General features: G+C 35.1%; 25 protein-coding genes, 1 other RNA gene and 1 riboswitch. Of the genes, 19 read left to right on the forward strand and 7 right to left on the reverse strand.

Annotation, left to right across the window (positions count from 1 at the left end; genetic code table 11):
• Nucleotides 1-91: 91 nt before the first annotated feature.
• From HF969_RS03215 to ccpA, 11 genes are all read left to right on the forward strand, one after another.
• Nucleotides 92-985: a PfkB family carbohydrate kinase gene (locus HF969_RS03215; RefSeq protein WP_090289331.1), complete on the forward strand. Its 894-nt coding sequence runs from the start codon at nucleotides 92-94 to the stop codon at nucleotides 983-985.
• The gene (locus HF969_RS03220) at nucleotides 986-2734 is read left to right on the forward strand and encodes a hypothetical protein (protein ID WP_090289332.1); all 1749 of its coding nucleotides are present in this window, start codon (nucleotides 986-988) and stop codon (nucleotides 2732-2734) included.
• Between the two features lie 26 nt (nucleotides 2735-2760).
• A complete protein-coding gene (locus HF969_RS03225) occupies nucleotides 2761-3669 on the forward strand; it encodes an ABC transporter ATP-binding protein (RefSeq protein WP_090289333.1) in 909 nt (302 codons plus the stop codon).
• A complete protein-coding gene (locus HF969_RS03230) occupies nucleotides 3662-4999 on the forward strand; it encodes an ABC transporter permease (protein WP_090289334.1) in 1338 nt (445 codons plus the stop codon). Before HF969_RS03225 ends, HF969_RS03230 begins: the two co-directional genes overlap by 8 nt.
• 159 nt (nucleotides 5000-5158) lie before the next feature.
• Complete coding sequence (gene racE / locus HF969_RS03235; protein ID WP_090289335.1) at nucleotides 5159-6007, forward strand: glutamate racemase; 849 nt, start codon at nucleotides 5159-5161, stop codon at nucleotides 6005-6007.
• The gene (locus tag HF969_RS03240; RefSeq protein WP_090289336.1) at nucleotides 5982-6578 is read left to right on the forward strand and encodes an XTP/dITP diphosphatase; all 597 of its coding nucleotides are present in this window, start codon (nucleotides 5982-5984) and stop codon (nucleotides 6576-6578) included. Before racE ends, HF969_RS03240 begins: the two co-directional genes overlap by 26 nt.
• 2 nt (nucleotides 6579-6580) lie before the next feature.
• A complete protein-coding gene (locus HF969_RS03245) occupies nucleotides 6581-7108 on the forward strand; it encodes a metallophosphoesterase (RefSeq protein ID WP_090289337.1) in 528 nt (175 codons plus the stop codon).
• A gap of 2 nt (nucleotides 7109-7110) precedes the next feature.
• The gene (gene cbpB / locus HF969_RS03250) at nucleotides 7111-7617 is read left to right on the forward strand and encodes a cyclic-di-AMP-binding protein CbpB (protein WP_090289338.1); all 507 of its coding nucleotides are present in this window, start codon (nucleotides 7111-7113) and stop codon (nucleotides 7615-7617) included.
• Nucleotides 7618-7699: 82 nt separating this feature from the next.
• Complete coding sequence (locus tag HF969_RS03255) at nucleotides 7700-8254, forward strand: DUF948 domain-containing protein (RefSeq protein ID WP_090289339.1); 555 nt, start codon at nucleotides 7700-7702, stop codon at nucleotides 8252-8254.
• Nucleotide 8255: 1 nt separating this feature from the next.
• On the forward strand, nucleotides 8256-8690 hold the full coding sequence (locus HF969_RS03260; protein ID WP_090289340.1) for a YtxH domain-containing protein: 435 nt from the start codon (nucleotides 8256-8258) through the stop codon (nucleotides 8688-8690).
• A gap of 146 nt (nucleotides 8691-8836) precedes the next feature.
• Complete coding sequence (gene ccpA / locus HF969_RS03265; RefSeq protein ID WP_090289341.1) at nucleotides 8837-9841, forward strand: catabolite control protein A; 1005 nt, start codon at nucleotides 8837-8839, stop codon at nucleotides 9839-9841.
• Between the two features lie 75 nt (nucleotides 9842-9916).
• On the opposite strand, the gene HF969_RS03270 is transcribed toward ccpA, so the two are convergent.
• From HF969_RS03270 to HF969_RS03280, 3 genes are all read right to left on the reverse strand, one after another.
• Nucleotides 9917-12958, reverse strand: a complete 3042-nt coding sequence (locus HF969_RS03270; RefSeq protein WP_090289342.1) for a transglycosylase domain-containing protein — start codon at nucleotides 12956-12958, stop codon at nucleotides 9917-9919.
• Between the two features lie 26 nt (nucleotides 12959-12984).
• Entirely contained in the window at nucleotides 12985-13956 is a 972-nt protein-coding gene (gene trhO / locus HF969_RS03275; protein ID WP_090289343.1) for an oxygen-dependent tRNA uridine(34) hydroxylase TrhO, read from the reverse strand.
• Between the two features lie 288 nt (nucleotides 13957-14244).
• Nucleotides 14245-14802: a folate family ECF transporter S component gene (locus HF969_RS03280; RefSeq protein WP_090289344.1), complete on the reverse strand. Its 558-nt coding sequence runs from the start codon at nucleotides 14800-14802 to the stop codon at nucleotides 14245-14247.
• A gap of 50 nt (nucleotides 14803-14852) precedes the next feature.
• Nucleotides 14853-14949: riboswitch (THF riboswitch) on the reverse strand.
• 100 nt (nucleotides 14950-15049) lie between these two features.
• Here HF969_RS03280 and HF969_RS03285 point away from each other — a divergent pair.
• Together HF969_RS03285 and HF969_RS09825 are read left to right on the forward strand one after the other, a co-directional pair.
• Nucleotides 15050-15979, forward strand: coding sequence for a diacylglycerol/lipid kinase family protein (locus HF969_RS03285; protein WP_090289345.1), 930 nt, complete (start codon nucleotides 15050-15052; stop codon nucleotides 15977-15979).
• Between the two features lie 69 nt (nucleotides 15980-16048).
• Nucleotides 16049-16480: a DUF2187 family protein gene (locus HF969_RS09825; protein WP_090289346.1), complete on the forward strand. Its 432-nt coding sequence runs from the start codon at nucleotides 16049-16051 to the stop codon at nucleotides 16478-16480.
• Between the two features lie 69 nt (nucleotides 16481-16549).
• Here the strand turns inward: HF969_RS09825 and HF969_RS03295 are convergent, their stop codons facing one another.
• A complete protein-coding gene (locus tag HF969_RS03295) occupies nucleotides 16550-17515 on the reverse strand; it encodes a hypothetical protein (RefSeq protein ID WP_090289347.1) in 966 nt (321 codons plus the stop codon).
• Nucleotides 17516-17553: 38 nt separating this feature from the next.
• Here HF969_RS03295 and HF969_RS03300 point away from each other — a divergent pair, with 38 nt between their 5' ends.
• Nucleotides 17554-17994 (forward strand): ribonuclease HI family protein, encoded by a 441-nt coding sequence (locus HF969_RS03300; RefSeq protein WP_090289348.1) that lies wholly within the window; start codon nucleotides 17554-17556, stop codon nucleotides 17992-17994.
• On the opposite strand, the gene HF969_RS03305 is transcribed toward HF969_RS03300, so the two are convergent.
• The 3 genes from HF969_RS03305 to gpsB form a co-directional block, all read right to left on the reverse strand.
• Nucleotides 17970-19097: a THUMP domain-containing class I SAM-dependent RNA methyltransferase gene (locus HF969_RS03305; protein ID WP_090289349.1), complete on the reverse strand. Its 1128-nt coding sequence runs from the start codon at nucleotides 19095-19097 to the stop codon at nucleotides 17970-17972. The genes HF969_RS03300 and HF969_RS03305 overlap by 25 nt on opposite strands.
• Before the next feature lie 99 nt (nucleotides 19098-19196).
• Nucleotides 19197-19575, reverse strand: an RNA gene (gene rnpB, locus HF969_RS03310) — RNase P RNA component class B.
• Between the two features lie 10 nt (nucleotides 19576-19585).
• Nucleotides 19586-19921, reverse strand: coding sequence for a cell division regulator GpsB (gpsB, locus tag HF969_RS03315; RefSeq protein ID WP_090289350.1), 336 nt, complete (start codon nucleotides 19919-19921; stop codon nucleotides 19586-19588).
• A gap of 258 nt (nucleotides 19922-20179) precedes the next feature.
• Between gpsB and HF969_RS03320 the strand changes: the two genes are divergently transcribed.
• The 5 genes from HF969_RS03320 to dtd all read left to right on the forward strand — a co-directional run bounded on the left by HF969_RS03320 (nucleotide 20180) and on the right by dtd (nucleotide 25368).
• A complete protein-coding gene (locus tag HF969_RS03320) occupies nucleotides 20180-21133 on the forward strand; it encodes a 50S ribosomal protein L11 methyltransferase (protein ID WP_090289351.1) in 954 nt (317 codons plus the stop codon).
• 3 nt (nucleotides 21134-21136) lie between these two features.
• The gene (locus tag HF969_RS03325; RefSeq protein WP_090289352.1) at nucleotides 21137-21925 is read left to right on the forward strand and encodes an RsmE family RNA methyltransferase; all 789 of its coding nucleotides are present in this window, start codon (nucleotides 21137-21139) and stop codon (nucleotides 21923-21925) included.
• Nucleotides 21912-22556 (forward strand): deoxyribose-phosphate aldolase, encoded by a 645-nt coding sequence (gene deoC / locus HF969_RS03330; RefSeq protein WP_090289353.1) that lies wholly within the window; start codon nucleotides 21912-21914, stop codon nucleotides 22554-22556. The genes HF969_RS03325 and deoC overlap by 14 nt, the downstream gene beginning before the upstream one ends.
• Nucleotides 22557-22717: 161 nt before the next feature.
• Nucleotides 22718-24916, forward strand: a complete 2199-nt coding sequence (locus HF969_RS03335) for a RelA/SpoT family protein (protein ID WP_090289354.1) — start codon at nucleotides 22718-22720, stop codon at nucleotides 24914-24916.
• Nucleotides 24917-24924: 8 nt separating this feature from the next.
• Nucleotides 24925-25368: a D-aminoacyl-tRNA deacylase gene (gene dtd / locus HF969_RS03340; protein WP_090289355.1), complete on the forward strand. Its 444-nt coding sequence runs from the start codon at nucleotides 24925-24927 to the stop codon at nucleotides 25366-25368.
• The last annotated feature ends 24 nt before the right edge of the window (nucleotides 25369-25392 follow it).

Consider the following 25392-nt stretch of genomic DNA (forward strand, 5'->3'; position numbering starts at 1 on the left):
ATCTCTGCTTTTTGAGTGAAAAAAAATAGTATTTATCTTTATTTATTTAATTAAAAGAGGTACTATGAAGTTATAATTGTAGGGGGTTTTTATGTTTTCACTCAATAGCAAAAATTATTTAAATACAATCTTAGTTGTTAATGATATTCCTGGAGCAGGTAGGGTAGCAGGCGCAATCAATTTGCCGGTTCTCGCCGCTGCACAATTAGAAGCAGCCATTTTACCGACCCTAATTCTTTCGTCACATGCCGGAGAGGCAGGTGCTCTTGTGCGATTCCCAATGGGATCAGCTTTTCAAGAGATGTTGAATCATTGGCAAGAAGTTGGTTATCATTTTGATGCGGTTTTAACAGGCTATTTTGCTGATACGAAGCAAATTGATGATTTAAAAACTTATTATTTAAAAGAAAAAGCAATTAATCCCAATATTTCTTTGTTTATGGATCCGATTATGGGTGACCATGGTCAATTCTATGCTGGCTTTGATCAAGAAGTGGCTCATCATTTACGAGAATTGATTCCACACGCTGAATTAGTTATGCCTAATCTAACTGAAGCTTGTTTGATTTTAGGTCGTGATTATAAAGAAGATTTTAAATACGAAGAAATTGCTGAAATTGCAGATGATCTCCTGGCATTAGGTTGTAAAAACATCATTATAACCGGAGCCAAAGAGGGTCAAAACGATAATGAGCGTTTGGGCTTTTATTATGCTAGTCACACTGGAGAAAAAGGACTTGTCTTACATGATTATTTTGATGGTTATGTATTTGGGACAGGAGATACAGTCGCTTCAATCATTACAGCTAGTAGACTAGCGGGTGACAGCCTCAAAGAGTCAGTGCAATTCACGGCCGAAATAGTTGAAAAAATGATTCCATTTTCCATCAGCCAAAACGAGAGTAAAGTCGGTCCTATCCATTTTGAACCCTTTTTAAAAGATATTTCCAACTATTTTAGTCAGAAAAAAGAAAGTAGGAATTAAATGATAATTAAAGATGTTACACCTAATGATACAATAAATAAAAAAAGAACAAAGCGTTCTTTTAACCCAAATTATTTATATTTCTTATTAGCAATTGGTATTTTTATTTATTATTATCTCACACTTCCACCTCTTCACTACGCATCTTATCAGACATGGTTCTTTCTGCTTTTAATATATGCAGGTATCTTTGCGATTGAACTTATCAAAGATTCTAACCAATGGCTTAAAAAAATTAAAAATAATTCAAATCAAGCAACAGAGATAAAATTTGGTAAATTACCAAAAAAATATCGGTATTTTTATTGGCCGGTAATTGCTATCCTATTGATTGGATTAGTAGGTAAATTTATCTTCTCGCCTTTTTTTATGGCTAAAGATTATGGACAAATGATCAATCCAGTTAGTAAAGACTTTAAAACAACTTTCCCAGAAGTTAACATTGATAATGTACCATTAGTAGATCGAGATACCGCTGTGCGACTTGGGAACCGTCATTTAGGAGCCTTGACTGAGCTTGTTTCTCAATTTGAAGTTTCCGATGAATACACTCAAATCAATATTAAAGCAGAACCTTATCGAGTAACTCCTTTGAAATATGCAGGTCTGTTCAAATGGCTAAATAATTTTTCTCAAGGGATCCCACATTATTTACAGGTAGATAATGTTACAGGAAAAGTCGAAGTAAAAACACCTGAGAAGCCGATTAGATATTCTTACTCAGATCACTTTGGACGGAATATATCGAGACATCTAAGATTTAATTACCCATTTAGTATTTTTGAAAGTCCTGATTTTGAAGTGGATGATGAAGGTAATCCATATTATATTGCTACAAGTTATGGGCGTAATTTCTTTTTAAATGAACCCGAACCAAACGGTTTAATAGTAGTAAATGCGATGACTGGTGAGCATCAAAAATATGCGATGGACGAAATCCCTTCGTGGGTAGACAGAGTGTATTCAGCTGATTTAATAATGCACCAGTTAGATCAAAATGGTAAATTTAAAAATGGCTTCTGGAACTCAGTCTTTGCTAAAGAAGGTGTTACTGAAACATCAGATGGTTATAATTATTTACCAATGAATGATGATATCTACCTTTATACAGGTATTACTTCTGTCGTATCTGATGAGTCAAATATCGGCTTCGTTTTAGTAAACTTACGTACAAAAGAAACCACAATGTATACCTTGTCGGCTGCAGAAGAATTTTCTGCTATGGCTTCAGCAGAGGGTTCAGTTCAAGAAAAAGGCTATAAGGCTACATTCCCACTTTTAATTAATCTACAAGGGAACCCTATGTATATTCTTACTTTAAAAGATTCATCGGGTCTGATTAAAAATTATAGTTTGGTGGATGTTCAAGATTATCAGAAAGTCTATATTGCAAGTAATATGAAGCAATTGATCCAAAAATACGGAGAAGATAATCCTGTTGTTCTGGAAGCAATCAATGAAGAAACGCTCGAAAAAGTTTCAGGTCAAGTTGAAAAAATTCAAGCAGTAATTAAAGAAGGAGAAACATACTACTATTTCATGTTAGATGGAAAAGTTTACCAAGTTCCTGCTAGACTGAATGAATACTTGCCATTTGTTGAAGAAGGACAGACCATTTCGTTAAAAATTGACGAATTATCTAATATCCATTCTGTTGATTTGACTGAAATATTTGGCGATAAAGCAAATCAAGAAACAGTCATTGAATCGAGTGAGGAAGCAGATCCATTATTAGATAACATTGAATAAAATTTTAAGATTTAGAGGAGGATATAATGTTAGAAGTTCAAAATTTATCAAAGAAATTTGGTAATTTCCAAGCTGTTAAGAATGTTTCTTTTGATATAGAACCCGGAATGATCATGGGTTTTATTGGTCCAAATGGCTCTGGGAAAACAACTGTTTTTAGAATGATTTTAGATTTTCTTAATCCAGAACCTGGTGGGAAAATCACATGGAATCAACAACCTGTTAATAAGCAACTATATAATATAGTAGGGTACCTCCCCGAAGAACGAGGCCTTTATGAAAAGATGACGATCGAAGATCAGATTATTTATTTTGCTAGTTTAAGAGGTATGAAGCATCAAGATATTATTACGCAAATTGACGAGTGGATGGAAAAATTTGCTGTTAAAGGAAAAAGAAAAGATAAGATTAATACTTTATCAAAAGGGAATCAGCAAAAAATCCAACTCATCGCAACTTTAATTCATCGGCCGAAGTTGGTTATTTTAGATGAACCATTTTCAGGCTTAGACCCAGTCAATGCAGATCTATTAAAGCAAGGTATTTTGGAATTAAAAGCAGGTGGATCCAGTATTATTTTCTCAAGTCATAATATGGAGAATGTTTCACAAATCTGTGATAAATTAGCAATGATCCTCAATGGAGAACAAGTTCTTTATGGAACGATTAATGAAGTGAGAGAGCAATTTGGCCGCGTTCGTATTTATATTGAGAGTAATAAGTGGAATCAAGAATCCTTATCAGAAATAGAAGGGGTCGAGTCTGTTATCCGTACTAGCCCTGATCATTACACCTTGAATCTTTCAGATGAATCCTATGGGCCAAGTATTTTCCAAAAAATTACTCAAGGTCAGTATATTTCAATGTTTTCGCAACAACCACCAACTCTGGAAGAAATTTTTAAATTGAAAGTAGGTGACCGAATTCATGAATAAAATGTGGCTAGTAGCAAAAGAAGTTTATCGCAAAAATGTAAAATCTTGGGCCTTTTTTTGGATGATAGCCGGTCCTATCCTAATGGGATTGGTAATATTAGCGATTGGTTATTTCATTTACTTAGACCAGTCCAGTTCTTCAGTCGGGAATGTTGGTATTGTTTCTAATAATAGCGAAATAAACCAATTGATAGAAGGTATTGAAGATGAAAACGAATATAAATTCGATTTTGATGAAAAGAGCGCTGAAGAAGCTTTATTCGCTGATGAAATTGATGGTTATTTAGTCCTAGATGGACAAGGAACGGACATCGATGCTAAGTTTTACCGTCATAATTCTGGTAAAAATATAGCAACTTATTCTTTACAGGAAGTATTATCAGATTATCGTATTCAAAAACAAGCAGAAGCTTTTAACTTAAAACCCGAAGAGGTTAATCAGTTAAAAGAAAGCTCGGTAGATATTGAAACGATCCGTATACAGTCTGGTGAAGATGGGGATGTGACCGAAGTTTCTGAAGATGATCCAGTTACAGCAGCAAAAATTGCTATTGCTTATATTGTATGTTTTGTAGTCTTTATGTTTATCATGAACTATGTTTCAATTGTTTCACAAGAGATCGCTGCTGAAAAGGGGTCTAAAATAATGGAAATTATTTTATCCAGTATCTCAGCTACGCAACATTTTATGGGGAAATTGATTGGGGTAGGTTTAGTGATTCTTACTCAGCTAGGAATCTATGCCATACTCGGAGTGATTTTCTCTTATATTTTCAGTTTAGTAATGGCTCAATATGTGATGAATTCACCTGAAAGTATGGATTCCATTCAGGCAGGTTCAGAAGCTATGTCTAGCGGATTTGACCCAAGTTTGATCAGTGGTTATATTGCTGAAGCTAGGCCGGTGATTTTGTATGGAATCTTATTTGCGGTAATTGGTATTTTTATTTATTCAATCATTGCTGCTTTCTTGGGTTCACTGGTTTCTAAGACAGAGGATGTAAATAAGATGATTGCTCCTATCACATTATTGGCGGTGGCCGGATTTTACATATCTATTTATGCCATGCAGTCACCTAACTCGTCCATTGTTCGCTTTGGATCATATTTCCCATTATTCACACCATTTGTTATGCCATTTCGTTTGGCTAATGATACCGTTGCTATAAGTGAAATTTGGCTATCTGTTGGAATTGCCATTCTTTTCTTAGCCCTATGTATCTGGCTTTCAATTACTTTCTATAAGTCGAATGTATTAGTCTATAGTGAAAAAGGCTTGATAGGTACCTTTAAGCAATCATTGGCTATTTGGAAAAACGAAAAAGAATAATCTAATTCAATGAAAAACTAAAAAACAAGGTTTTTTCTAAAGCTATTTTATGAAAGTAGCTTTCGGAGAGCCTTGTTTTTTGCTTAAATAACAAGTTGAGATTCATTCTTTTTTCATGCGGATATGTTAGAATAATAGTTGTGAAGTGAGGGAAAATTTATGAAAGAATTACCAATTGGTTTTATTGATTCAGGATTTGGAGGATTAACCGTTGTTAAGCAGAGTTTAAAACAACTACCTAACGAATCTATTCTTTTTATTGGTGATAATGCACGTTGTCCTTATGGTCCTCGCCCCTTAGAAGAGGTCAAAAAGTATATCTGGCAATTAAGCAACTTTTTACGAGAAAAAGGGATCAAAATGCTCGTAATAGCATGTAATACTGGGACTGCCGCAGCTTTAGAGGAGCTTAAGAAAACTTTACCAATTCCAGTGGTTGGTGTCATTGCTCCTGGAAGTCGAGCCGCCATTATTCAAACCAATAATAAAAAAATAGGAGTAATCGGAACATTAGGAACGATTAAAAGTCAGATTTATGAAAATACAATCACCAATAAAACAAATGATGTGACCGTTAAGGGTATAGCCTGTCCTTCTTTTGTCGATATGGTCGAAACAGGTCAACTATATAGTGGCCGAGCTAAAGATAAGGTCACACAAGAACTTTCTCCCATTTTAGATGAAGAGATAGATACATTGGTACTCGGTTGTACACATTATCCCCTTATGCGCGATTTAATCCAAGAAGTAGTCGGACCTAAGGTTCATTTGATTGATTCAGGTGTAGAAACAATTAATGATGTGAGCATGCTGTTAGATTATTTTAATTTGAGTCGTACAGCAAGTGATGCAGCTATGCAATCTCCCAAACATATCTTTTATACGACTGGTGATGCGGATCGTTTTCATCGAATGGCAAGCGACTGGTTGAATCAAGACGATCTCGATATTAGAAAATGTGAAATAAAAGGAGAAGTTATTTATGAAACTTATTATAGCGAGTCATAATCCAGGAAAAATTGCAGAATTCAAAGCACTATTTGAAAATATTGACTTGCAAGTGCAATCACTCTTGGATTATCCTGAAGTAGAAGAAGTTGAAGAAACAGGAAAGACTTTTGAAGAAAATGCACGACTAAAAGCAGAAACAATTGCTAATCAAATGAACTGTTTGGCCCTATCTGATGATTCGGGCTTATGTGTGCCAAAATTAAATAATGAACCAGGCGTTTTCTCAGCTCGATATGCTGGAGAAGAAAAAGATGATGAAAAGAACCGTCTTAAGTTGCTGGATAATTTAAAGGGCTTTGAAGGAGCAGATCGAAAGGCCTATTTTATAACTTCGATTGTTTTAGCGGATCCACAAAAAGACTCTTTAATAGTTGAAGGAATGGTTGAAGGAATGATTACTAAAGAACCAGTTGGACAGGGAGGATTTGGTTATGACTCGCTCTTTTACTATCCAGAAGATCAAAAAACTTTTGCACAAATGTCAGCTGAACGCAAAAACGAAATCTCACATCGCGGGCGAGCCGTTAAAAATTTACAAGAAAAATTAAATGATTGGTTGGAGGGCTAATGATGAAACTTTTAGTTCTAAGTGATAATCATGGAAATTATTCAACCGTCAATCAAATATTTACTGAGTATAGAGATAAAGTAGATTACATAATTCATTGTGGTGATTCGGAATTTTCCTTTGAAGATCCAATATGGCAACTCGTTGATGTTAAAGTGGCAGGAAATATGGACTTTTCGCCAGGCTATCCGACTATCGAAACGCTACAAACACCTCTTGGCAAATTGTTAATCACTCATGGCCACTTGTTTCAAGTCAATCAAGGCAATCAAATGCTATTCGATTTGGCACTTGAAAAAGATGCACAATTTGTTTTTCATGGTCACACTCATCGTTTGTATGCTGAGCTGAAAGATGGGATTTTGCTAATGAATCCAGGATCGATCGCTCAACCAAGAGGTGAAATTCAAGCAAAAACCTATGCAGTCGTTGAAATTTCAAAAGATTTTATAGAAGTAGATTATTATAATCACCAATCTGTTCTTTTGGAAGACTTAACTCATTATTTTAAACTAGATGGAGCTGATTGATCTTGATAGATCCTAAGTTATCAAAAAAAATAGTTGAGAGTCTGGATGAAGTTTTAATTTCAGCTGATGATGTAGCGTATCTTTATGACTTTAATTCACTTATTCACGGCTTACTAGTCCTAAATCAAGTGGACTATTCAATGATTCCAGTTGTCAATCAACATGATCAGATAGTAGGACTTGTCAGTATTAATATGATCGTTAAAGAAGCAATATCTTTAGAAGATATAGACTTTGACAACTTGAATCATAAATTAATCAAACATTTAGACTTAAGAAAACCAGAATTCATTACCATGAGTGAGGATTTAGAATCAATTTTACATAAATTAGTCGACAATAACTTCTTATGTGTAGTTGAGAACCATCATGATAAAAAATTTCTTGGCATTATCACACGGAATATGATTTTGAAGCGAATCAATGCTTTTTTACATAGAACCTGTTTGAACGACTTAATTATTACTGATTTCGCCCCAGCCCATAGAAAGAAAGTATACAATAAATAAACTCATTTTAAGGGCTTTTCTTTGAGTTAAATACGCTTTCATGCTATATTTAAATCAATAACATAGCAAAGGAGGATTAGATATGACACTTGGTCAAATTGCAGCTTTGATTGCAGCTTTAGCCTTTGCAATTCTTGTTGTATTCTTATCAATGACCCTAGTAAAAATTAGCGCCATTTTAACCGATTTAAAGGAAACGGTGAGTAAATTAAATAATACGATTGATGTAGTGACTAAAGACGTCGATCATTTATCAATTGAAGTTGAGGGGTTACTTAATAAAGCGAATACGCTTGTTGACGACCTTAACGGAAAATTGGGTAAAACGGATCCATTATTTACTGCGATTGGTGATGTGGGAACATCAGTATCTGAGTTGAATGATTCCACTAAAGAAATGACAACTAATTTCGTTTCGAATTTTTCGAAAAAAAATAAGAAAAAATCACCGATCAATTCGCTTCAAAAAGCGTCAAAAATGGTCAACCGTTTCAAAGTAAAACCCCAGGCAAGAAAGTCAGATCAAATGGATAAAGTTCCAGTAAAACAGGAACAAAGAACTTTGGATTCTTTTATTCAAGGCCAACCGTCTAAAACAGCGGGTGAAATTTCAATTAATTTAAAGGAGGCAAAATAATATGAAAAATAATGATGGATTTTTAGCAGGCGCACTCTTAGGTGCTGCGATTGGAGGAGCTGCCGCTTTACTCTTTGCTCCTAAGTCTGGAAGAGAATTACGAGAAGACTTAAATGAAGAGTTGGACTATTGGATTGATCGTGTAAATGATTATACTGATTATGCTGTTGAAAGAGGCGTTGAAATGTACGATGCCGCTTCTGAAGCAGGAGAAGATATTCGTGTAAACCTTAAATCTTCGGCTGATCAAATTAAACGTTCCGCTGAAGAATTAAAGAAAGAAGCGAGTAAAGAATGGGATCATGTAAAAGAAGATTTAAATCAATCAAAAGATATCTTAACAGCTGAAATTGAAGATATTGAAGTTGAAGCTAAAGATGAGTTTAAGGATGTAAAAGAAGAAGTTGAAAAGAAGACTGACGAACTTTTAAACTAAACTTTTAAAAACTCCCTCATACTGAGGGAGTTTTATTATTATGAAAAAACTGTGAAAACTTGACGATATTTATAGAAAACGCTTGCACTATTAACCTTCTTATGTTAAATTCAAAGAGTAAATTAAATTTTGAAAGAAGGGTAGGCATGGAAAAACAAACAATTACAATATATGATGTAGCTCGTGAAGCCGGCGTGTCTATGGCCACCGTCTCACGTGTTGTGAATGGTAATCCTAATGTAAAACCAAGTACAAGAAAAAAAGTGTCTGAAGTTATAGAACGGTTAGACTATCGGCCAAATGCGGTAGCCAGAGGATTGGCTAGTAAGAAAACTACCACTGTGGGGGTCATTATTCCAAATATAACTAATATCTTCTTTTCTGCATTAGCACGTGGAATTGATGATATTGCTGCTATGTATAAATATGATATTATTTTAGCAAATGCTGACGAGAGTGTCGATAAAGAAATTAATGTTTTCAATAATCTCTTAGCTAAACAAGTTGATGGTATTATTTATATGGGCTATAACGTGGGGGAAGAACTTACCTCGCTTATCAAGTCCTCAAGAACACCGGTTGTTATTGCAGGAATGGTCAGTGAAGATCCTGACTTATATACAGTTTCAATTGATATTCGTCAAGCCATTGAAGAAATGACTGACTTCTTACTTCAATCAGGAAATAGACCGGCAATTATCACTGATTCAGAAAAGTATTATGCAAATCGGGTTCATCGAATTCCGGGATATAAATCCGCTTTGGCTAAGCATAATATACCGGTTGATGATGATCTAATTATCCAAAGTGATTTCACCGATGATGAGGGTGATATTATTGTGGACCAGCTGTTAGCTGCCAAAGCGACTGGAGTTATTGCAACAAAAGACTTTTTAGCTGTTGCAGTTCTTAATGTGCTTACAGATAGAAAAATTAAAGTGCCCGAGGAATTCCAAGTTATTACTAGTAAAAATTCAGTTTTAACCAAATACGCACGTCCTCAATTATCTTCTTTACAATATCCTCTGTACGATGTTGGTGCAGTAGCAATGCGTCTTTTGACCAAGATTATGAATGATGAAGAGATAGATCAACGTCAAATTGTTTTGCCACATAAACTTGTTCATCGCGATTCGACGATCAGTAATTAAACCAATTAAATGTTTAAAAGAGCTATGAGTTATCAAATTAACTCATAGCTCTTTTTGATCGCTATATCCAACCAATTAATAGGACGAAATTTCTTCATAATAAGTTTCTTCTGTAACTGTATCAGGAATAGGGTCCGTGGTAGAAATGCTTCCATCTTCATTTGTGTTTTCTGAACTAGTTGAATTAGGATCTTCGCTTGTTTCTTCGCTAGTTGAGGTCGATTCTGTCGTTTCTTCTAATGAGCGCATATATGCTGCCCAGAAACGACCTATTTCTTCATCATTAGCATTGAACATAAAATTATAGCTGAGGGCAGCAGCGGGCTTCGATTGCTTAAAGAGGTCTTGTTTAAGAGGACCTGAAAGGTTAGCAATTCGATTATTATAGGTAATGCTGCCTGGTAAAGTTCCAGTAAGGGCAACTATGTTTTGACTAATTACTGAAGTAGGTTGAGCAAAAATTTCATTGGAACCAAAAATTTCAGGTCGAATGGCATATAGTGCATTAGCTATATTGGCCCAGAAAACTTGCGAACGCACTGATTCGTTTCCAAGTCCATCGTCTGGATTGACAAAATATTCATAGTATTGAGAGTCATAGCCTGCCCAGGATCCTATTGTAATCGCAGGTGTAGAAGCTATGAACCAGAGGTCTTTAGCATTCTCACTTGTTCCAGATTTAGCAATCCAATCACCAGGCACTTTTAAATTTGCCTTAGCGTATTGACCTGAACCAAACTCGGTAGTATCTCGTAAAATATCTACCATCAAATAATTCGTGTCTTCACTAAATACCTTTTGTGGTTGAACCTCTTGTTCAAAGACAATATTACCAAAAGAATCAACAATTTTACTGATGATATGGCCTTGAACATAGTAACCGTCGTTAGCAAAAGTTGAAAAGGCAGAAGTTTGTTCAAATACAGTAGGACCTGTACTAACACCTCCAATTGAAAAGGCAAGGTTGTTCGTTTCATCCTTATCATAGGCAAAACCTTCTTTAAAGCCCATCAGTTTTAGGTAATCATAAACAGGTACATTCTGCTGTAATAAGCCTTGATAAATTCGTATAGTTGGTAAATTAAGTGATTTAGCGAGCGATTCACGAGCAGAAATAAATTGATTTGAAATCGATTCGCCATAGTTAGTCGGTTTCCACTGCGTACCATCCGCGTATGTTTCGACAAATGGTGTATCAGGAACAATGGTAGCAGGGGCAATAAGGTCATTTTCGATGGCTGGAGCGTAGACTGCCAGTGGTTTGATTGTTGAACCAGGGGAGCGACGAGTTGCGAAAGCATGGTCAATTTGGTTGTTATCGTAATCAGTTCCGGCAACGAAGCCCAAAACTTTACCACTCGTATTTTCAATCACTACAATTCCAGTTTGTATATTTTCAACATAATATATTTCTTCACCGGTACTAGGGTCAGTATAAACTCCATCATAACTTACACCTAAAGTTTCTACATATTCTTTGGCTGTTTCTTGTAATTGATCATAAATTTCTTTATCGATGGTAGAATAAACTTGATAGCCACCAGTACGTAATTGGTTTTCTGCTTCAGAGTAGTATTGGTTATACATATCTGTATCCTGTAAAACATCACTGACTTGAAGACCATCATCATTAATATTAATCTCCATTAATTTATTGATTGCTTCATTCATTATTGTTTGATATAAGTAGGATTGACGTTCAACGGGTCGGTCTTTTGGTTTAAGAAAATCTTTACTGATATCATACTGAATCGCTGCATTATACTCTTCTTTAGTGATAACTTTATTGCGATACATACTGAAAAGCACAGCTTTCATTCGATTAATGCCGGCTTCAAAATCATCTCTGAGTGAACTGTTATAATTATAAGGTGTATAAGTATAAGGATCTTGGGGTAGCCCAACTAAAAAAGCTGCTTGAGCCAAATTAACGTCTGATGGTTCTATACCGAATATCCCTTCCGAAGCTTCTCGGATACCAGCAATATTATCCCCCATATTATTACGACCAAAAGGTGAAACATTAAGATAAGCGTTCAATATTTCATCTTTGGTAAAGTATTTTTCGAGTCTTAAAGCTAGTAAGATTTCATTAGCCTTTCTAAAAAAAGTGACATCATTAGTCAATAACTGTTGTTTAACCAGTTGCTGTGTTAAAGTTGATCCGCCTGTCCCTGAACCTGATATTAGTGTTTGAAGAATAGCTCTTAGCGTTGACTTAGGATTTACACCTAGGTGATCATAGAAGGCTTGGTCTTCAATAGAAATTAATCCTTGTTTTATATAAGGTGAGATATCTTCCAACTTTGTCACTGATCTTACAACATCTGACCGGATGTCGGCAATAAGGTCGCCCGAATTATAATAAAGACTTGATTGTTGTTCAACTTGATTAATGGCTTCAGCCATTTCTTGTTTAGTTGGTGGAGTCGTATCAGAAACAAGAGAAGTAAAATAACCTATTCCAATTCCGGATAAGAGAAAGCCAAGCAAAAGCCCAATAAAAACAATATAAATAAATATGCGCTTAAGCACGTTAAAAATAACAGAGACAACTATAGACATTTTTGATGTTCGATTGAGACCTTTTAAAGACAGTTGATTACGTGCAGCTTTTTTTCGCATCTTCCTTGTGTGGATATAGCGTTGAAAAAAGTTTTTTTGCGAAACATCATCAAAACTTTCATCTCTTGAGATCGTTTCATCGTTTTGATTAAATGAATCGGTTTTTGAATCATCTTTATCTAATTCAGCTTCTTCATTAGAAAATCGGGTCTCTTTAATTTCTCCGATTGGTGATTCAAGGGTTTGATCGCTGAGGAGTCCTGATCCACTGTTTTCCGGAATGGATCGCTTCGATTGAATCGAGTGTTGTCTATTACTTTTTATTTGCTTTTTTTCATTTGAATCAGAATGGAGCGTCGGCATCTGTACATCTTTAAAGCTCTCATTTTCAAGTTCATCAATTCGTTTTAGGCGTCTTGAACGAGCCTCTTTACTGTTAACAAAGCGTGAAGACTTCAAATTTGTTAACCTTCGACGTCTTTCTTGAATTGAATCTTTTGATACATGACCATCCAAAGGTGGCAGATGCTTCTTGCTTTCTTCATTAGTCATTTCACTATCCCCTTTACAGGCTTAAATTAAGCAGAATGTGATTTATTTAAGCTTTCTCCAATTGCATTTAATTTTTCTTCCCATTCGTCAGTTGAAAGATTATGCTCAGCTACATAACGATTACGTGGATGACAGCGACAAGCTTGACTGCATCCGCGTAGGAATTTAGCTTCGTTTTCTTCTGATGCTAAAATTTGCTCATTGCACTCTGGATTTGCACAATTTACATATCTTTCACAAGGAGTTCCATCAAAATAGTCTTTTCCAACGATTGTTGGATTTACTTGGTTAACAGGAACAGCTATTCTTTCATCGAATACATACATTTTTCCATCCCAGAGTTCACCTTTTGTTTCGGGATCTTTCCCATAAGTATCAATCCCGCCATGTAACTGCCCAACATCTTTGAAACCTTCTTTTAAAAGCCAACCAGAGAATTTTTCACAGCGGATACCTCCGGTGCAATAAACAACAACTCTTTTATCCATAAATTGCTCTTTATTTTCTTTGACCCAATCAGGTAGCTCTCTGAAGTTACGTATTTCAGGTCGGACTGCTCCTTTAAAATGCCCCAAATCATACTCGTAGTCATTGCGCGTATCTAAAACGACAGTATCTTCATCAAGAAGGGCTTGTTTAAATTCCTTTGGCGATAAATATTGACCCGTGAGTTGATGAGGATCGATGTCTTCTTCTAAATTTAAAGCAACAATTTCCTCACGAGTTCGTACATACATCTTTTTATGAGCGTAATCATCCGCTGGATCCTGCTTAAACCATAAGTCTTCAAAACCTGGTAGAGAATGCACATAATCCATATATTTTTGCGTTTGCTCTATTGTACCAGAAACCGTTCCATTGATACCTTCTTGCCCTACCAAAACGCGTCCTTTAAGACCAATGCTATGGCAGAAAGCTAAGTGATCTTTAGCAAACAATTCAGGGTCGTCAATTTTTTGATACTTATAATAGAGTAATACACGATAGTTTTTTTCCATAATTTACCTCCTGTAGTTGCAAGCTACATTTATTTTCATATCTTCATATTATACGTAAAATCAATAAAAGTCACAAGTTTTTACCGTTTTTAATCAGATTGTTAAACAACTTTATTAAACAGACTATAAAATGATTGTTTAAAAAACAATTCTTATTGTAATTTGTAATAGTTTTAAAAAAAGAGAGAGCAAGATTTAGCATAATCCTGCTCTCTACTTAGTATTTCACTATCATGTCATTGGGCTATTCAATAGTGCTTTATCGACTAGTGAATTAATAAAATTCTATTAAAATTGGAATTTTCGAATGAGACGCTTAATAACAGGTAATTGTAGTATGATCACTAAGATGATTGTATTTAGAGGGAAGGAAACAGCATTTTTAGCAATGCGAATGGGCATAAAGGCTGCCCATGCTTTACCTTGCATCATACGAATCCATAAAGAACCAAGACCTAGGTTAACAATTAAAGTGACTAATAAGACACTTATTAAGATATTTTTCCAATTAAGTTCTTTACGCCATAAAAACCAACCATAAATGAAACCTGCTAGACCTGCACTCAAAGTATAACCAAAAAAGAAACTATAACCATTTAAAAGGGCAGTGATGATATCATTTGCCATTGAAAGAACGATAGCCCACCATGGACCGATAATAGCACTCGAGATTGCTGTACCAATGAAGCCAACTCCTATTTGGGCAATTTCACCAATTCTAAAAGCTGGAATATAGGCTAACATAATACGAAAAGCCAAAAGTAAAGCCATAGTGGTTAATTGAAGAGTCGTTAATCTCCCTTTTTGACCATAAGAACTTACACGACGAGAATCTGTTTTTTCCATAAAAAATACGCTCCTTTAATTTGACAAGAGAGCGCTACAAATAATATTTATGCAGCGAATGCAAAGATAGTATCGCAAGAATAATTCTTTTCGTTTGCTGGCCACATCCCATCCAACAACACTTAACGTTCTATCTTTTACTCTGTCTTATGATATGCATCATTGTAACGTATATTACCAAAAAATGAAAGAGGGTAAATCTATTATTTTCATTCTTGTGCTATAATATATCAAAGGAGGATGAGCAATGAAGAAAATTTTAATTATCGCGAATCCAGGCTCCGGTAAGGGAAAAGCTGTTAGCTATGCAGAACAATTAGCAGAAGTCTTAATTGAAAGTTACAATGTTGAGATAGAGCAACGTGTTACTGAAAAGCCGCAAGATGCATACGAATGGGCTAAAACCACTTCATCAAAGGATAGGGATACAATTATTTGTCTTGGAGGCGATGGAACAGTCAATGAGGTCATTTCAGGTTTGATGCAGAATCAACACCCACCTCATTTTGCCTTTTTACCTTTAGGAACCGTTAACGATTTGGCAAGATCTTTAGGAATTTCACTCAATCCAGAAAAAGCAATTCAACAATTCCGTTTTTTAGAACAGAAAAAACTCGATGTTGGACAAGTAAATGATCAGTACTTTGTCAATGTTCTTGCACTCGGGGCGATACCTTCTGCCGTATTAGAGACCGAGTCAAAAATTAAAAACAAAATTGGTTCTTTGGCTTATTTTTTTGACGGCGTTAAAGCGATGTTTGAAGAAGAAAATTTTGATTTATCAATAACGGTCGATGATGAAGAAAGTTATCAAATCCAGACTAATCTCTTATTATTGACATTAACTAGTAGTGTTGGAGGGATGGAAAATATACTTTCCAAAGATCATCTATTTGATGGCTATGGTCATCTTTATGCATTTAAGGGCTCTTTAGCTGTATCAAGTTTAATGACATTTATAGAAGAGAAAGGTCTACCAAGTCATGAAGTAGATAACGACTCCTTGCTATCCTTAGTGGGTAAATCTTTTAAGTTAAAAGCTAACGATTCCAATAAAGCTAAAGCGATCAAGGCAAATATAGATGGTGATGAAGGCCCTATCTTGCCATTAACAATTGCCATTCATGCTCACGCACTTTCTATTTGGGTGCCGAAAAGAATAAAGACGAAGGCTTAGGGAAAACATTAAATATATGGTATACTATTATTTGAATTAGTTGGGTATGAATAAGGAAAGAGGGATATCGTGTCGAAAAAACTTTCAGAAGAGCAACGAAGTCTTATTGAAAAAGAGTTAAGACGTGGAACTAGCAAGTCACGTATCGCTTCGTTGTTAGATGTAGACTATGATACGGGACTTGAGATGATTGAAGCAGTAAAATTAGCAATACGTCCAGCGATTGGCGATAAGATTACTTTCAAGTTTAGAGAAAGTAGTATGACAGGAATAATTACTAAGTTGCTTTCCAATAGCGCAGTTGTTGAAATCTATTGGCAAGAATCTGATTTAATGATGCAAGATATTATTGAAGATAAGACAATTGTTAACTTTAAAGACATTATTGATTTTATTTCTCTACCACCTCAAGAAGAGGATAAACATGTCATTCTTGATCCTCAACCTACCGTACATCTTAAAGGAACCAAAGAATACGATGAGTACACAGAAGAAGATTAAATGAAAGAAGCAGGTCAATGCCTTGACCTGCTTCTTTTAAACTTAAATTATCTTTAGGTCTTATAAAAGCTAAACACCTAATTGTTTAATTTCTTTTATCGCTTGTTGTAAGATATCTAATGTATTTGTATCTTGATCTGGAGTTGCTCCTTCTTCAATATTATAATAAGCTAGAAAAGTATTGAACCATTGTACTGGTTCTGTTATTTTTTGGTCTATGAAGGGATAATAGACCATCATTAAAAGATTGATTTCCGTTAAAAGTCCTTCGAAGATATGTGGATTGTTGTCGTTCGTGTAATTTTCTAGCAAAGATTTTATGGTCAGATAGGTTGGATCTTCTTTATAAGGATACAATTCCTGTATATTAATCGTTTCGATTGTGCCAAACCATGCTATTTTTAGTTTTATTCGATAATCTTGGTATAGATAGTGATGTAGGATATCACTCTTAACAAACTGGCTGATCTCCTTTTGAAGTAATAATTTAGATAAAATAGAATGTTTGATTGAGAAATCCAAAGAATAAATAATTTTGATTGTTTTTAAAAGCTCAAAAATCGTTTGTTTGCGTAGTTTATCAATTAATTGATCTATTTGATTCTTTTCAAAATAGAATTGAATTTCATTCAAAATTTGGTCTTGCTGTTTAATCTGTTGGATTTGGTCGATAATGAATGTAGTGTTCCATTCTTTTTGATCAAAAAGATCTTTCAGTTCATAAAGTTTTATTAGTTGTTCATGCTGAGCAAAAAGACGAGGTAAAGAATGAACATAAAGTGAAGCTAATTCAAAATCAAAATGTTCGAGTGCATTAATACTTAGAAAATCTTTCCAAAGCTTTTTTATAGGGTCAGGTTTATTTCTAATAAGATTAAGATGAATTAATTCTTTAAAGACTTTTATAGAAGGTTCAATTCGATAACTTTCTTCTAATAATGTATTTGCTTGGTCAAGATCGTTATTTTCCAAAGCATTGATAGCTTTACGGTAGAAGTTTTCGTCATTGTTTGGTAAATGAATGAGATCGGTCACAAGAGACTCCTTTCAAAGATAGACAAGGTGGTAAGCAAATGTGGATACAAATTGATGCGGCTTTTGATCCTAAAACTAAAGAAGCGGGGTTAGCTTTTTTAGTTTTTGACAAGGGAAATGTGGACACGCATAAATTCTTTTTAGCCAAAATTACTGATAATCACCTGGCAGAATTTATTTCGTTATTATTAGCTATGCAATGGTTAAAGCAACAAAATTTAAAAGCAAACCAGTTGATTCAAATTAAGACGGATTCAAAAATAGTCTTTCAATCAATTAATAAACAATATGCCAAAAAAGAACATTTTAAAGTATTGCTCACCACTATTTTAAATGAAATGAACAAATACCCCTTACTCTTTTTAAAATGGATCCCCGAAAAAGAAAATCGAGCAGCGGATCAAGCTGCCAAACAAGCCTTACATAAGCAAGGGCAGGTAAGTATCTTAGACTCTTATTTATTTTTTGACCAGTATTGATAATAATTAACCTTTAAGGCACCATTATACAATTTACGTTTTTTACTTGCTTTTTCGCCATAATATTTTTCAAATGAGTCATCGCTAGAAAGAAAATATTTTGACCAAGTGGTCATTGGCCGATAAACATCTCCCATATCTTGATAGAGTTGTCGTACTTTTTCTTCGTCTAGCAAGCGATCCCCGTAAGGAGGATTGGAAATTAAAATACCATATTCTTGATCGGGACGGTAGTCTTTAAGTTGCATTTGTTTAAAAGTAATATCTGGTCCAACACCGGCATTTTCAGCATTTTGCCTAGCAATTTCAATCATTTTACCGTCAATATCGCTACCAAAAATATTAAGTTCAATTTCATGATTGATTTGTCTTCTGGCGTCAGCTTTTTCTTGAGGCCATACTTCGGGATTAAAAAACTCCCACTTTTCAGCTGCGAAAGATCGGTTTAAGCCAGGAGCTATATTACGTCCCATTAAGGCTGCTTCAATTAAGATGGTACCTGAACCACATGTAGGATCATAGAGCGGTCGGTCCGGAAACCAAGTCGTTAATTTGACTAAAGCAGCTGCCATATTTTCTTTAAGGGGAGCGCCACCTTTTTCTGTTCGGTAACCGCGTTTGAAAAGACTAGTTCCGCTTGTGTCAAGCGTAATCATCGCCATATCTTTGAGAAGCGAAATTTCAATTGGATAATAATTTCCTGTTTCACTGAGGGGCATTTTACGTGCATAATAATCCATTAAACGTTTAGCAATGGCTTTTTTGACAATTCGTTGACAGTTTGGAACCGAATAGAGTTGAGACTTAACAGATTTGCCTGAAACGGGAAACTCTGCGTCCATAGGAAGAATATCTTCCCAAGCGATTGCATATGTTTGATCAAATAATTCTTCAAAAGAACTGGCCTTAAATTCTGCGATATTAATTTTGATACGATCAGCAGTTCTAAGCCATAAATTTGTTTTAGCAATATCTTGAGCAGTTCCACTGAAGCGGACTCGTCCATTTTCAGTTTGAGTTTCATAGCCAAGTTTTTTGAGCTCCTGATTGACGATGCCCTCGATACCTGCTGCTGCTGTAGCAATTAAATTGTAATTTTTCATTTTTTATCCTTTCTTAAAAAATAACACGATTCAGTAAGCTTGGAGGCTCAGAATCGTGTTATTGATTGTCTGCATCTATTAATACCTATTTTAGTAAATTTCGATAAGCCATGTTCTGTCAATATTTATTCCATAGGCAAGAATAAATAAAGGGTAATCATCTATCTACAAGATAACTTGTCTCTCCTATGGTTGACCAATGCTTGAGCATTTTTCCATTTAGAGAGTGCCCCTACCAAATTTGGGTTGCTCGCTCGAGGGGTTTACCGCGTTTCAGCTTTTTGTTTCCAAAAAGGATCGTCACTGTGGCACTTTATAAGTTACTGATTCTTAGCTAAGCCTTAGAATTTTCACTCGCCGTTCACCTTAAGGCTACCTTAGCTTATTGTTTCGCTAAGCACGAACACTACAAGCATTTCAGCTTGTGCGAGCATGGACTTTCCTCAGCCAAATTAATTGACCGCGATTACCTGAAATTTACTATGTTTTTAGTTTTGAGTAGAGTCAGAGTTTGAAATTTTTGCGCCAAAAACATGTTTTTCTAAATTGGATAATCGTTTTAGGATATCAAAATTTGTAACACCAGAGCCTGGAGTAGTCGCAACATTTTTCTTTGCGAGAGATAATTGCTTGGTTAGCTCATCAATTTTAGCAATGAGTCGTTCATTTTCATTTTTTAGAAAGACAACGTCTTTTTGATAAGAATCATAATCACGTATGATACTATCGAGATACTCATCGACTTCAGCAGCGTTATAGCCACGCATGGTACGAGAAAATTCTTTCTGTAAGATGTCTTTTGCTGTTAAGTTTTTTTCTGCCATGAAGTTCACCTCGTTTATCAGCTTTTATAAAAAAACAGGATACTAATTTCTATTTTATCCTTTTCAGTTGGAGATTTCAAAAAATATTTTAAAAATAACCAAAAGTCTATCCACTATTATGACATGCCCTTGTAAAAATAGCTAGACTTAATCATGAAAAATTAGCTTCTTTTGATTGAAAAATATTCGATAGTCCTCCATAATGTGGTTAAGAACACTTGTATAATAGTGTTAGTGTATTAAAAAGGAGGGAGTAAAATGACCAATTGGACTCAAGTAACGATTTATCTTCAAACAAAAAAACCAGATCAAATAGACTATGCTTCTCATTTGTTATTTGAGTGGGGAGCTAAAGGGGTTCAGGTCATTAATGTTGAAGGCTATTTAGAAAATAAAGAGAACCTCTTCGGAGAAATCCCTTTAGAGCCATCCGCCAGTGACCAAAGAAAAAAGAGTCGACTTGTTGGGTTTTTTGATCAGGCAATTGACAAGCATTTATTTAATAATTTTTTAATCGACAACTTATATTTTGACTTTAGCTGGGAACAAGCGCCAATTGTCATTGAAAACTGGCAAAAAAATTGGATGAAAAATTATCATGTTCAAGAAATTTCCCGCTTTATAAAAGTAGTTCCCGTGTGGGAAAACTATTTGCCACAATTTGTGGATGAGAAGATCATTTACTTGGATCCCGGGGTAGCATTTGGAACGGGCGACCACCCAACGACACAATTAGGTGCTCAAGCATTAGAAATGGTCATGCGAGGCGGAGAGAAAGTTTATGATGTTGGAACAGGATCGGGTGTCCTCGCTTTAATTGCTGCTGCTCTTGGTGCTCATAAAGTTGAAGGTTATGACTTGGATCCGCAAGCAATAGCGGCAGCTGAAAAAAACTTGACTTACCAAAAATGGGAGAAGGCAGGTTATTCACAGGATGAACATCCTGCCATTTGTTTTCAAGTGAATGACCTTTTAAAAGGTGTTCAGGATCAAGCGAACATTATTGTGGCTAATATTTTACCCCATATTTTAACCGATCTTTACCACGATGCTTATCGACTACTCGAAAAAGATGGTTACCTCATTTTAGGAGGCATTTTAGCTGAAAAGGCTCAACAAGTAGTAGCGTCTTTACCAAAAGCACAGTGGGATATTATTCAAATTAATTATTTCAAGGATTGGGCTGGAATGATAGCTCAAAAGAAAGAGTAGATTATGCATCAGTATTTTATTAAGGATCAAAATCAAATTTTAGAACCTGGTCATAGAGTATATTTGAATCAAGCCGACAGTCATCATTTGATTAATGTTTTGAGAGCTAGGCATAATAAGCAATTACTGGTCGTTCATAATCATAAAAAATACCTCGCGAAATATATTGAAAAACAAAATGATCTTGCATTACTAGAAGTATCTTATGAGGTGAGCGATAAACAAAGTCAAACCGAACTACCAGTTGAGGTAGTTGTTGCCTGTGGCTTATCAAAAAATGACAAGATAGATACAATCGTTCAAAAAGGTACAGAATGTGGCATGAGTTTTTTTCAACCTTTAGCTTTACAACGAGATGTAGTAAAATGGGATCACAGTAAGGCAGGTAAGAAAATCGTAAGATTGCAAAAAATTGCTGATAGTGCAGCTGAGCAGTCGAAGCGTTTGAAACAAGTTAAAATTAAAGATCTGATGAATTTAAAAGAATTTGTTGCTCAATACCAAGATTTTGATTTTAAATTAGTAGCATTTGAAGAGAAAGCTAAAGACGGAGAACACCATTTATTAGCTAAAATAATGCAAAAGCTTATTAAGAATCAAAAAGTTGTTATGTTATTTGGTTCTGAAGGTGGTTTGGATCAAGAAGAAGTAGATTTTTTAATAGAACATGGTTTCCAAGCTTGTAGTTTAGGACCCAGAATCTTACGTGCTGAAACAGCACCTATTTATTTGTTGAGTGTTATTTCCTATGTCACTGAAATTGAAAAGGAGTTTGAAAATGAAGTTAAATAAATACATTGATCATACAATACTAAATGCAAATGCAACATCAGACCAGATAAGACAAATTTGTCAAGAGGCACTGCAATATGAGTTTATGTCGGTTTGTATTAATCCAGTATGGGTGACTTATGCTAAAGAACTTTTAAAAGATTCAGAAGTTAAAGTTTGCACTGTTATCGGATTTCCTTTAGGAGCAACCACTACTGCTACCAAGGTATTTGAAGCCAAAGAGGCAGTAGGAAGCGGAGCGGACGAAATTGACATGGTTATTAATATCGGAGCAGCGAAAGCTGGAGATTGGGAAAAAGTAGAAGAAGATATCCGTCAAGTTGTTCAAGCTGTACCTGAAAATATTATAGTAAAGGTCATCATTGAAACAAGTTTGTTGGATAATGATGAGAAAGTTAAAGCCTGTCAAGCAGCTAAAACGGCAAAAGCTGATTTCGTTAAAACATCGACTGGTTTTTCTACCGGAGGTGCTACTAAAGAAGATGTTGCATTGATGCGATCTACTGTAGGTGAAGAAATGGGCGTAAAAGCTTCAGGCGGGGTTGGCGATAAAAAATCTGCACTGATGATGATAGAAGCAGGAGCCAGTCGCATCGGAGCTTCTAAAGGAATTAAAATTGTATCTGAATAAATTTTGAAAACAACTGCGTCTATTGACCAGTTGTTTTTTAGCATCATCTCTATATAAAAGCAAAAGTGATTGATTTATTTCCCTGAAAAGACAAGTATTGTTTTATTGTAAGTGTTTAAGTTATAATAGTAGAAAAATTATAGAGAAGGCGTGGTGATAATATGGGCAGAAATGATATATATACTGGAGAAGAAGTTATCGCGATATGTCGATCTTACATGAATGATACTAAAGTTGCTTTTGTTGAAAAAGCTCTAGCAGTAGCTACAAAGGCACATGAAGGACAAGAAAGACTCTCTGGCGAACCCTATATTAATCATCCCATTCAAGTAGCAGGTATTCTAGCTAACATCAAATTAGATCCTGATACAGTAGCTACTGGTTTTTTACATGATGTTGTTGAAGATACAGATTATACTTTAGAAAAAATTCGAGAAGAATTTTCAGAATCAGTTGCTTTTTTAGTGGATGGTGTGACCAAACTCGGAAAAATTAAATTTCAAAGTAAAGAAGAACAATTAGCTGAAAATCATCGTAAAATGTTGATAGCAATGGCTAAGGATATCCGAGTAGTGATGGTAAAGTTGGCAGACCGTTTACATAATATGCGAACGTTAAAGTTCCAAAAACCGCAAAAACAGATTGAAAAGTCTCAAGAAGCATTAGATATCTATGCACCTCTAGCAGAACGCATTGGTATGAGTGTTATTAAATGGGAATTGGAAGATATTTCTTTACGCTATATAAACCCACAAGCTTATTATGATATTGTTCACCAAATGGACCAAAAACGTGATGAACGTGAAGCCTATATCCAAGTAGTGATTGATCAAATTAAGGATGCCATCGAAGAACTATCAATGGAATCAACCGTATATGGGAGACCCAAGCATATTTACTCGATTTATCGTAAGATGGTTGATCAAAACAAAGATTTTGATGATATTTATGATTTGTTAGCTGTACGTGTATTAGTGGATTCCATAAAAGATTGTTATGGTGTGTTAGGGATAATTCATACTAAATGGAAGCCGATGCCCGGTCGTTTTAAAGATTATATTGCCATGCCTAAGGCGAATATGTATCAATCGATTCATACGACTGTTATTGGACCACAAGGCAAACCAGTTGAAGTTCAAATCAGAACTCATCTCATGCACGAAGTGGCTGAATATGGTTTGGCAGCTCACTGGGCATATAAAGAAGGAAAAACAGTGGATGAGCAGCCACGCGATAATATCCAACAACAATTGAAATGGTTCCACGACATCGTTGAGTATGAAGATGACGCTGGAAATGCGAGTGAATTTATGGAGTTTATTAAGGAAGATGTCTTTAAGGATCAAGTCTATATCTTCACACCTAAAGGGGACGTCTTTGAATTGCCACTTGGTTCTGGACCTGTTGATTTTGCTTTTCATATCCATACAGAAATTGGAAATAAAACGGTCGGTGCTAAAGTTAATGGGAATATAGTTCCTTTAAATTATCGTTTGAAAAACGGTGATATTGTTGAAATATTAACAAATCCTAGTTCAGTCGGTCCCAGTCGCGATTGGTTAAAATTTGTTAAGACTTCTAAAGCGCGCAATCGAATCAAACGCTACTTTAAGATGCAAGAACGTGAGAAAAATAGTGAAATTGGACAAGAACTTTTAGAAAAAGCTCTTAAAGAAAATGACACTTCCTTAAAAGCAGAGTTGAAAAAGAACAAAGAAAAAGATTTGCTTGAAAGATTCAATTTTAATAATATTGAAGATCTTTATGCTTCAGTAGGCCTAGGTGAAATCTCACCAACCTCGATCTTACATTTTTGGAATATTAAGAAAATTGATAAAGTTGAAAAGTTAACGAATATAATTTCTAAAGATAGAGAGAATGAAGCTCATAAAAACAAATCAGGCAATGAAAATGGTGTCGTGGTAGATGGTGTTGATAATTTGATGATACGACTCAGTAGATGTTGCAATCCGGTGCCAGGGGACGAGATTGTAGGTTATATTACCAGAGGACGGGGTATTTCTGTGCATCGGAAAGATTGCACCAATTTATTAAGTGAAATAGAAATAGCTGATCGTACAATTGCGGTTCATTGGGCTGAAAACGATCAAGATCAACATGAGTATGAAACAGAAATTCAAATAATCGGATTTGATCGTTCAGGTATGATTAATGATGTTTTACACGTTGTAAACCATACAGTAAAAAATTTAAAAGGTGTCAATGGCCGTATTGATGATCAAAGTCAAGCAATTATTAATTTAAAAGTATTAGTTGCTAATACTCAGCAATTACAAGACTTAATTGTAAAATTAAAAAACATTCCGGATGTCTATGAAGTAGAGCGACAAGTCAATTAGGAGGCAGTATGAAGGTAGTAATACAAAGAGTAAGCCAAGCTAAGGTTAAAATTGATGGCAAGAATGTTGGAGCCATTCAAGAAGGCTTGTTATTATTGGTTGGTTTTGGACCTGAAGACACCTTTGAAGATTGTGAATATTGTGTGAGGAAAATAATCAATATGCGTATCTTTGAAGATGATGCTGGTAAAATGAATTTATCATTAAGAGACATTGAGGGAAGTATTCTTTCAATCAGCCAGTTCACTCTTTTTGCTTCTTGTAAAAAAGGTAATCGGCCTAGCTTTACAAATGCTGCAAAACCAAACCAAGCTGAAGAATTATACAATTATTTTAATCATTTATTAGTAATGCAAGATATTCCATTACAAACTGGTGTTTTTGGAGCGGATATGCAAGTTGAATTAATCAATCAAGGACCAGTGACGATTATTTTGGATTCAAAAGAGTAATATCAAATAACCCTAATCGATAAG

This window comes from Facklamia miroungae (assembly GCF_012396555.1).
Taxonomy (GTDB): Bacteria; Bacillota; Bacilli; order Lactobacillales; family Aerococcaceae; genus Facklamia; species Facklamia miroungae.

What these genes read in the sequence shown, in the direction of transcription:
- HF969_RS03335 (WP_090289354.1), top strand. Translation starts at nt 22,718, where the DNA reads ATGGGCAGAAATGATATATATACTGGAGAAGAAGTTATCGCGATATGT.
- HF969_RS03230 (WP_090289334.1), top strand. Translation starts at nt 3,662, where the DNA reads ATGAATAAAATGTGGCTAGTAGCAAAAGAAGTTTATCGCAAAAATGTA.
- HF969_RS03305 (WP_090289349.1), bottom strand. Translation starts at nt 19,097, where the DNA reads ATGAAAAATTACAATTTAATTGCTACAGCAGCAGCAGGTATCGAGGGC.
- HF969_RS03245 (WP_090289337.1), top strand. Translation starts at nt 6,581, where the DNA reads ATGAAACTTTTAGTTCTAAGTGATAATCATGGAAATTATTCAACCGTC.
- ccpA (WP_090289341.1), top strand. Translation starts at nt 8,837, where the DNA reads ATGGAAAAACAAACAATTACAATATATGATGTAGCTCGTGAAGCCGGC.
- HF969_RS03240 (WP_090289336.1), top strand. Translation starts at nt 5,982, where the DNA reads ATGAAACTTATTATAGCGAGTCATAATCCAGGAAAAATTGCAGAATTC.
- HF969_RS03300 (WP_090289348.1), top strand. Translation starts at nt 17,554, where the DNA reads ATGTGGATACAAATTGATGCGGCTTTTGATCCTAAAACTAAAGAAGCG.
- HF969_RS03220 (WP_090289332.1), top strand. Translation starts at nt 986, where the DNA reads ATGATAATTAAAGATGTTACACCTAATGATACAATAAATAAAAAAAGA.
- HF969_RS03215 (WP_090289331.1), top strand. Translation starts at nt 92, where the DNA reads ATGTTTTCACTCAATAGCAAAAATTATTTAAATACAATCTTAGTTGTT.
- HF969_RS03270 (WP_090289342.1), bottom strand. Translation starts at nt 12,958, where the DNA reads ATGACTAATGAAGAAAGCAAGAAGCATCTGCCACCTTTGGATGGTCAT.
- HF969_RS03280 (WP_090289344.1), bottom strand. Translation starts at nt 14,802, where the DNA reads ATGGAAAAAACAGATTCTCGTCGTGTAAGTTCTTATGGTCAAAAAGGG.
- HF969_RS03285 (WP_090289345.1), top strand. Translation starts at nt 15,050, where the DNA reads ATGAAGAAAATTTTAATTATCGCGAATCCAGGCTCCGGTAAGGGAAAA.
- deoC (WP_090289353.1), top strand. Translation starts at nt 21,912, where the DNA reads ATGAAGTTAAATAAATACATTGATCATACAATACTAAATGCAAATGCA.
- HF969_RS03260 (WP_090289340.1), top strand. Translation starts at nt 8,256, where the DNA reads ATGAAAAATAATGATGGATTTTTAGCAGGCGCACTCTTAGGTGCTGCG.
- dtd (WP_090289355.1), top strand. Translation starts at nt 24,925, where the DNA reads ATGAAGGTAGTAATACAAAGAGTAAGCCAAGCTAAGGTTAAAATTGAT.
- racE (WP_090289335.1), top strand. Translation starts at nt 5,159, where the DNA reads ATGAAAGAATTACCAATTGGTTTTATTGATTCAGGATTTGGAGGATTA.
- gpsB (WP_090289350.1), bottom strand. Translation starts at nt 19,921, where the DNA reads ATGGCAGAAAAAAACTTAACAGCAAAAGACATCTTACAGAAAGAATTT.
- HF969_RS03225 (WP_090289333.1), top strand. Translation starts at nt 2,761, where the DNA reads ATGTTAGAAGTTCAAAATTTATCAAAGAAATTTGGTAATTTCCAAGCT.
- HF969_RS03255 (WP_090289339.1), top strand. Translation starts at nt 7,700, where the DNA reads ATGACACTTGGTCAAATTGCAGCTTTGATTGCAGCTTTAGCCTTTGCA.
- HF969_RS03325 (WP_090289352.1), top strand. Translation starts at nt 21,137, where the DNA reads ATGCATCAGTATTTTATTAAGGATCAAAATCAAATTTTAGAACCTGGT.
- trhO (WP_090289343.1), bottom strand. Translation starts at nt 13,956, where the DNA reads ATGGAAAAAAACTATCGTGTATTACTCTATTATAAGTATCAAAAAATT.
- HF969_RS03320 (WP_090289351.1), top strand. Translation starts at nt 20,180, where the DNA reads ATGACCAATTGGACTCAAGTAACGATTTATCTTCAAACAAAAAAACCA.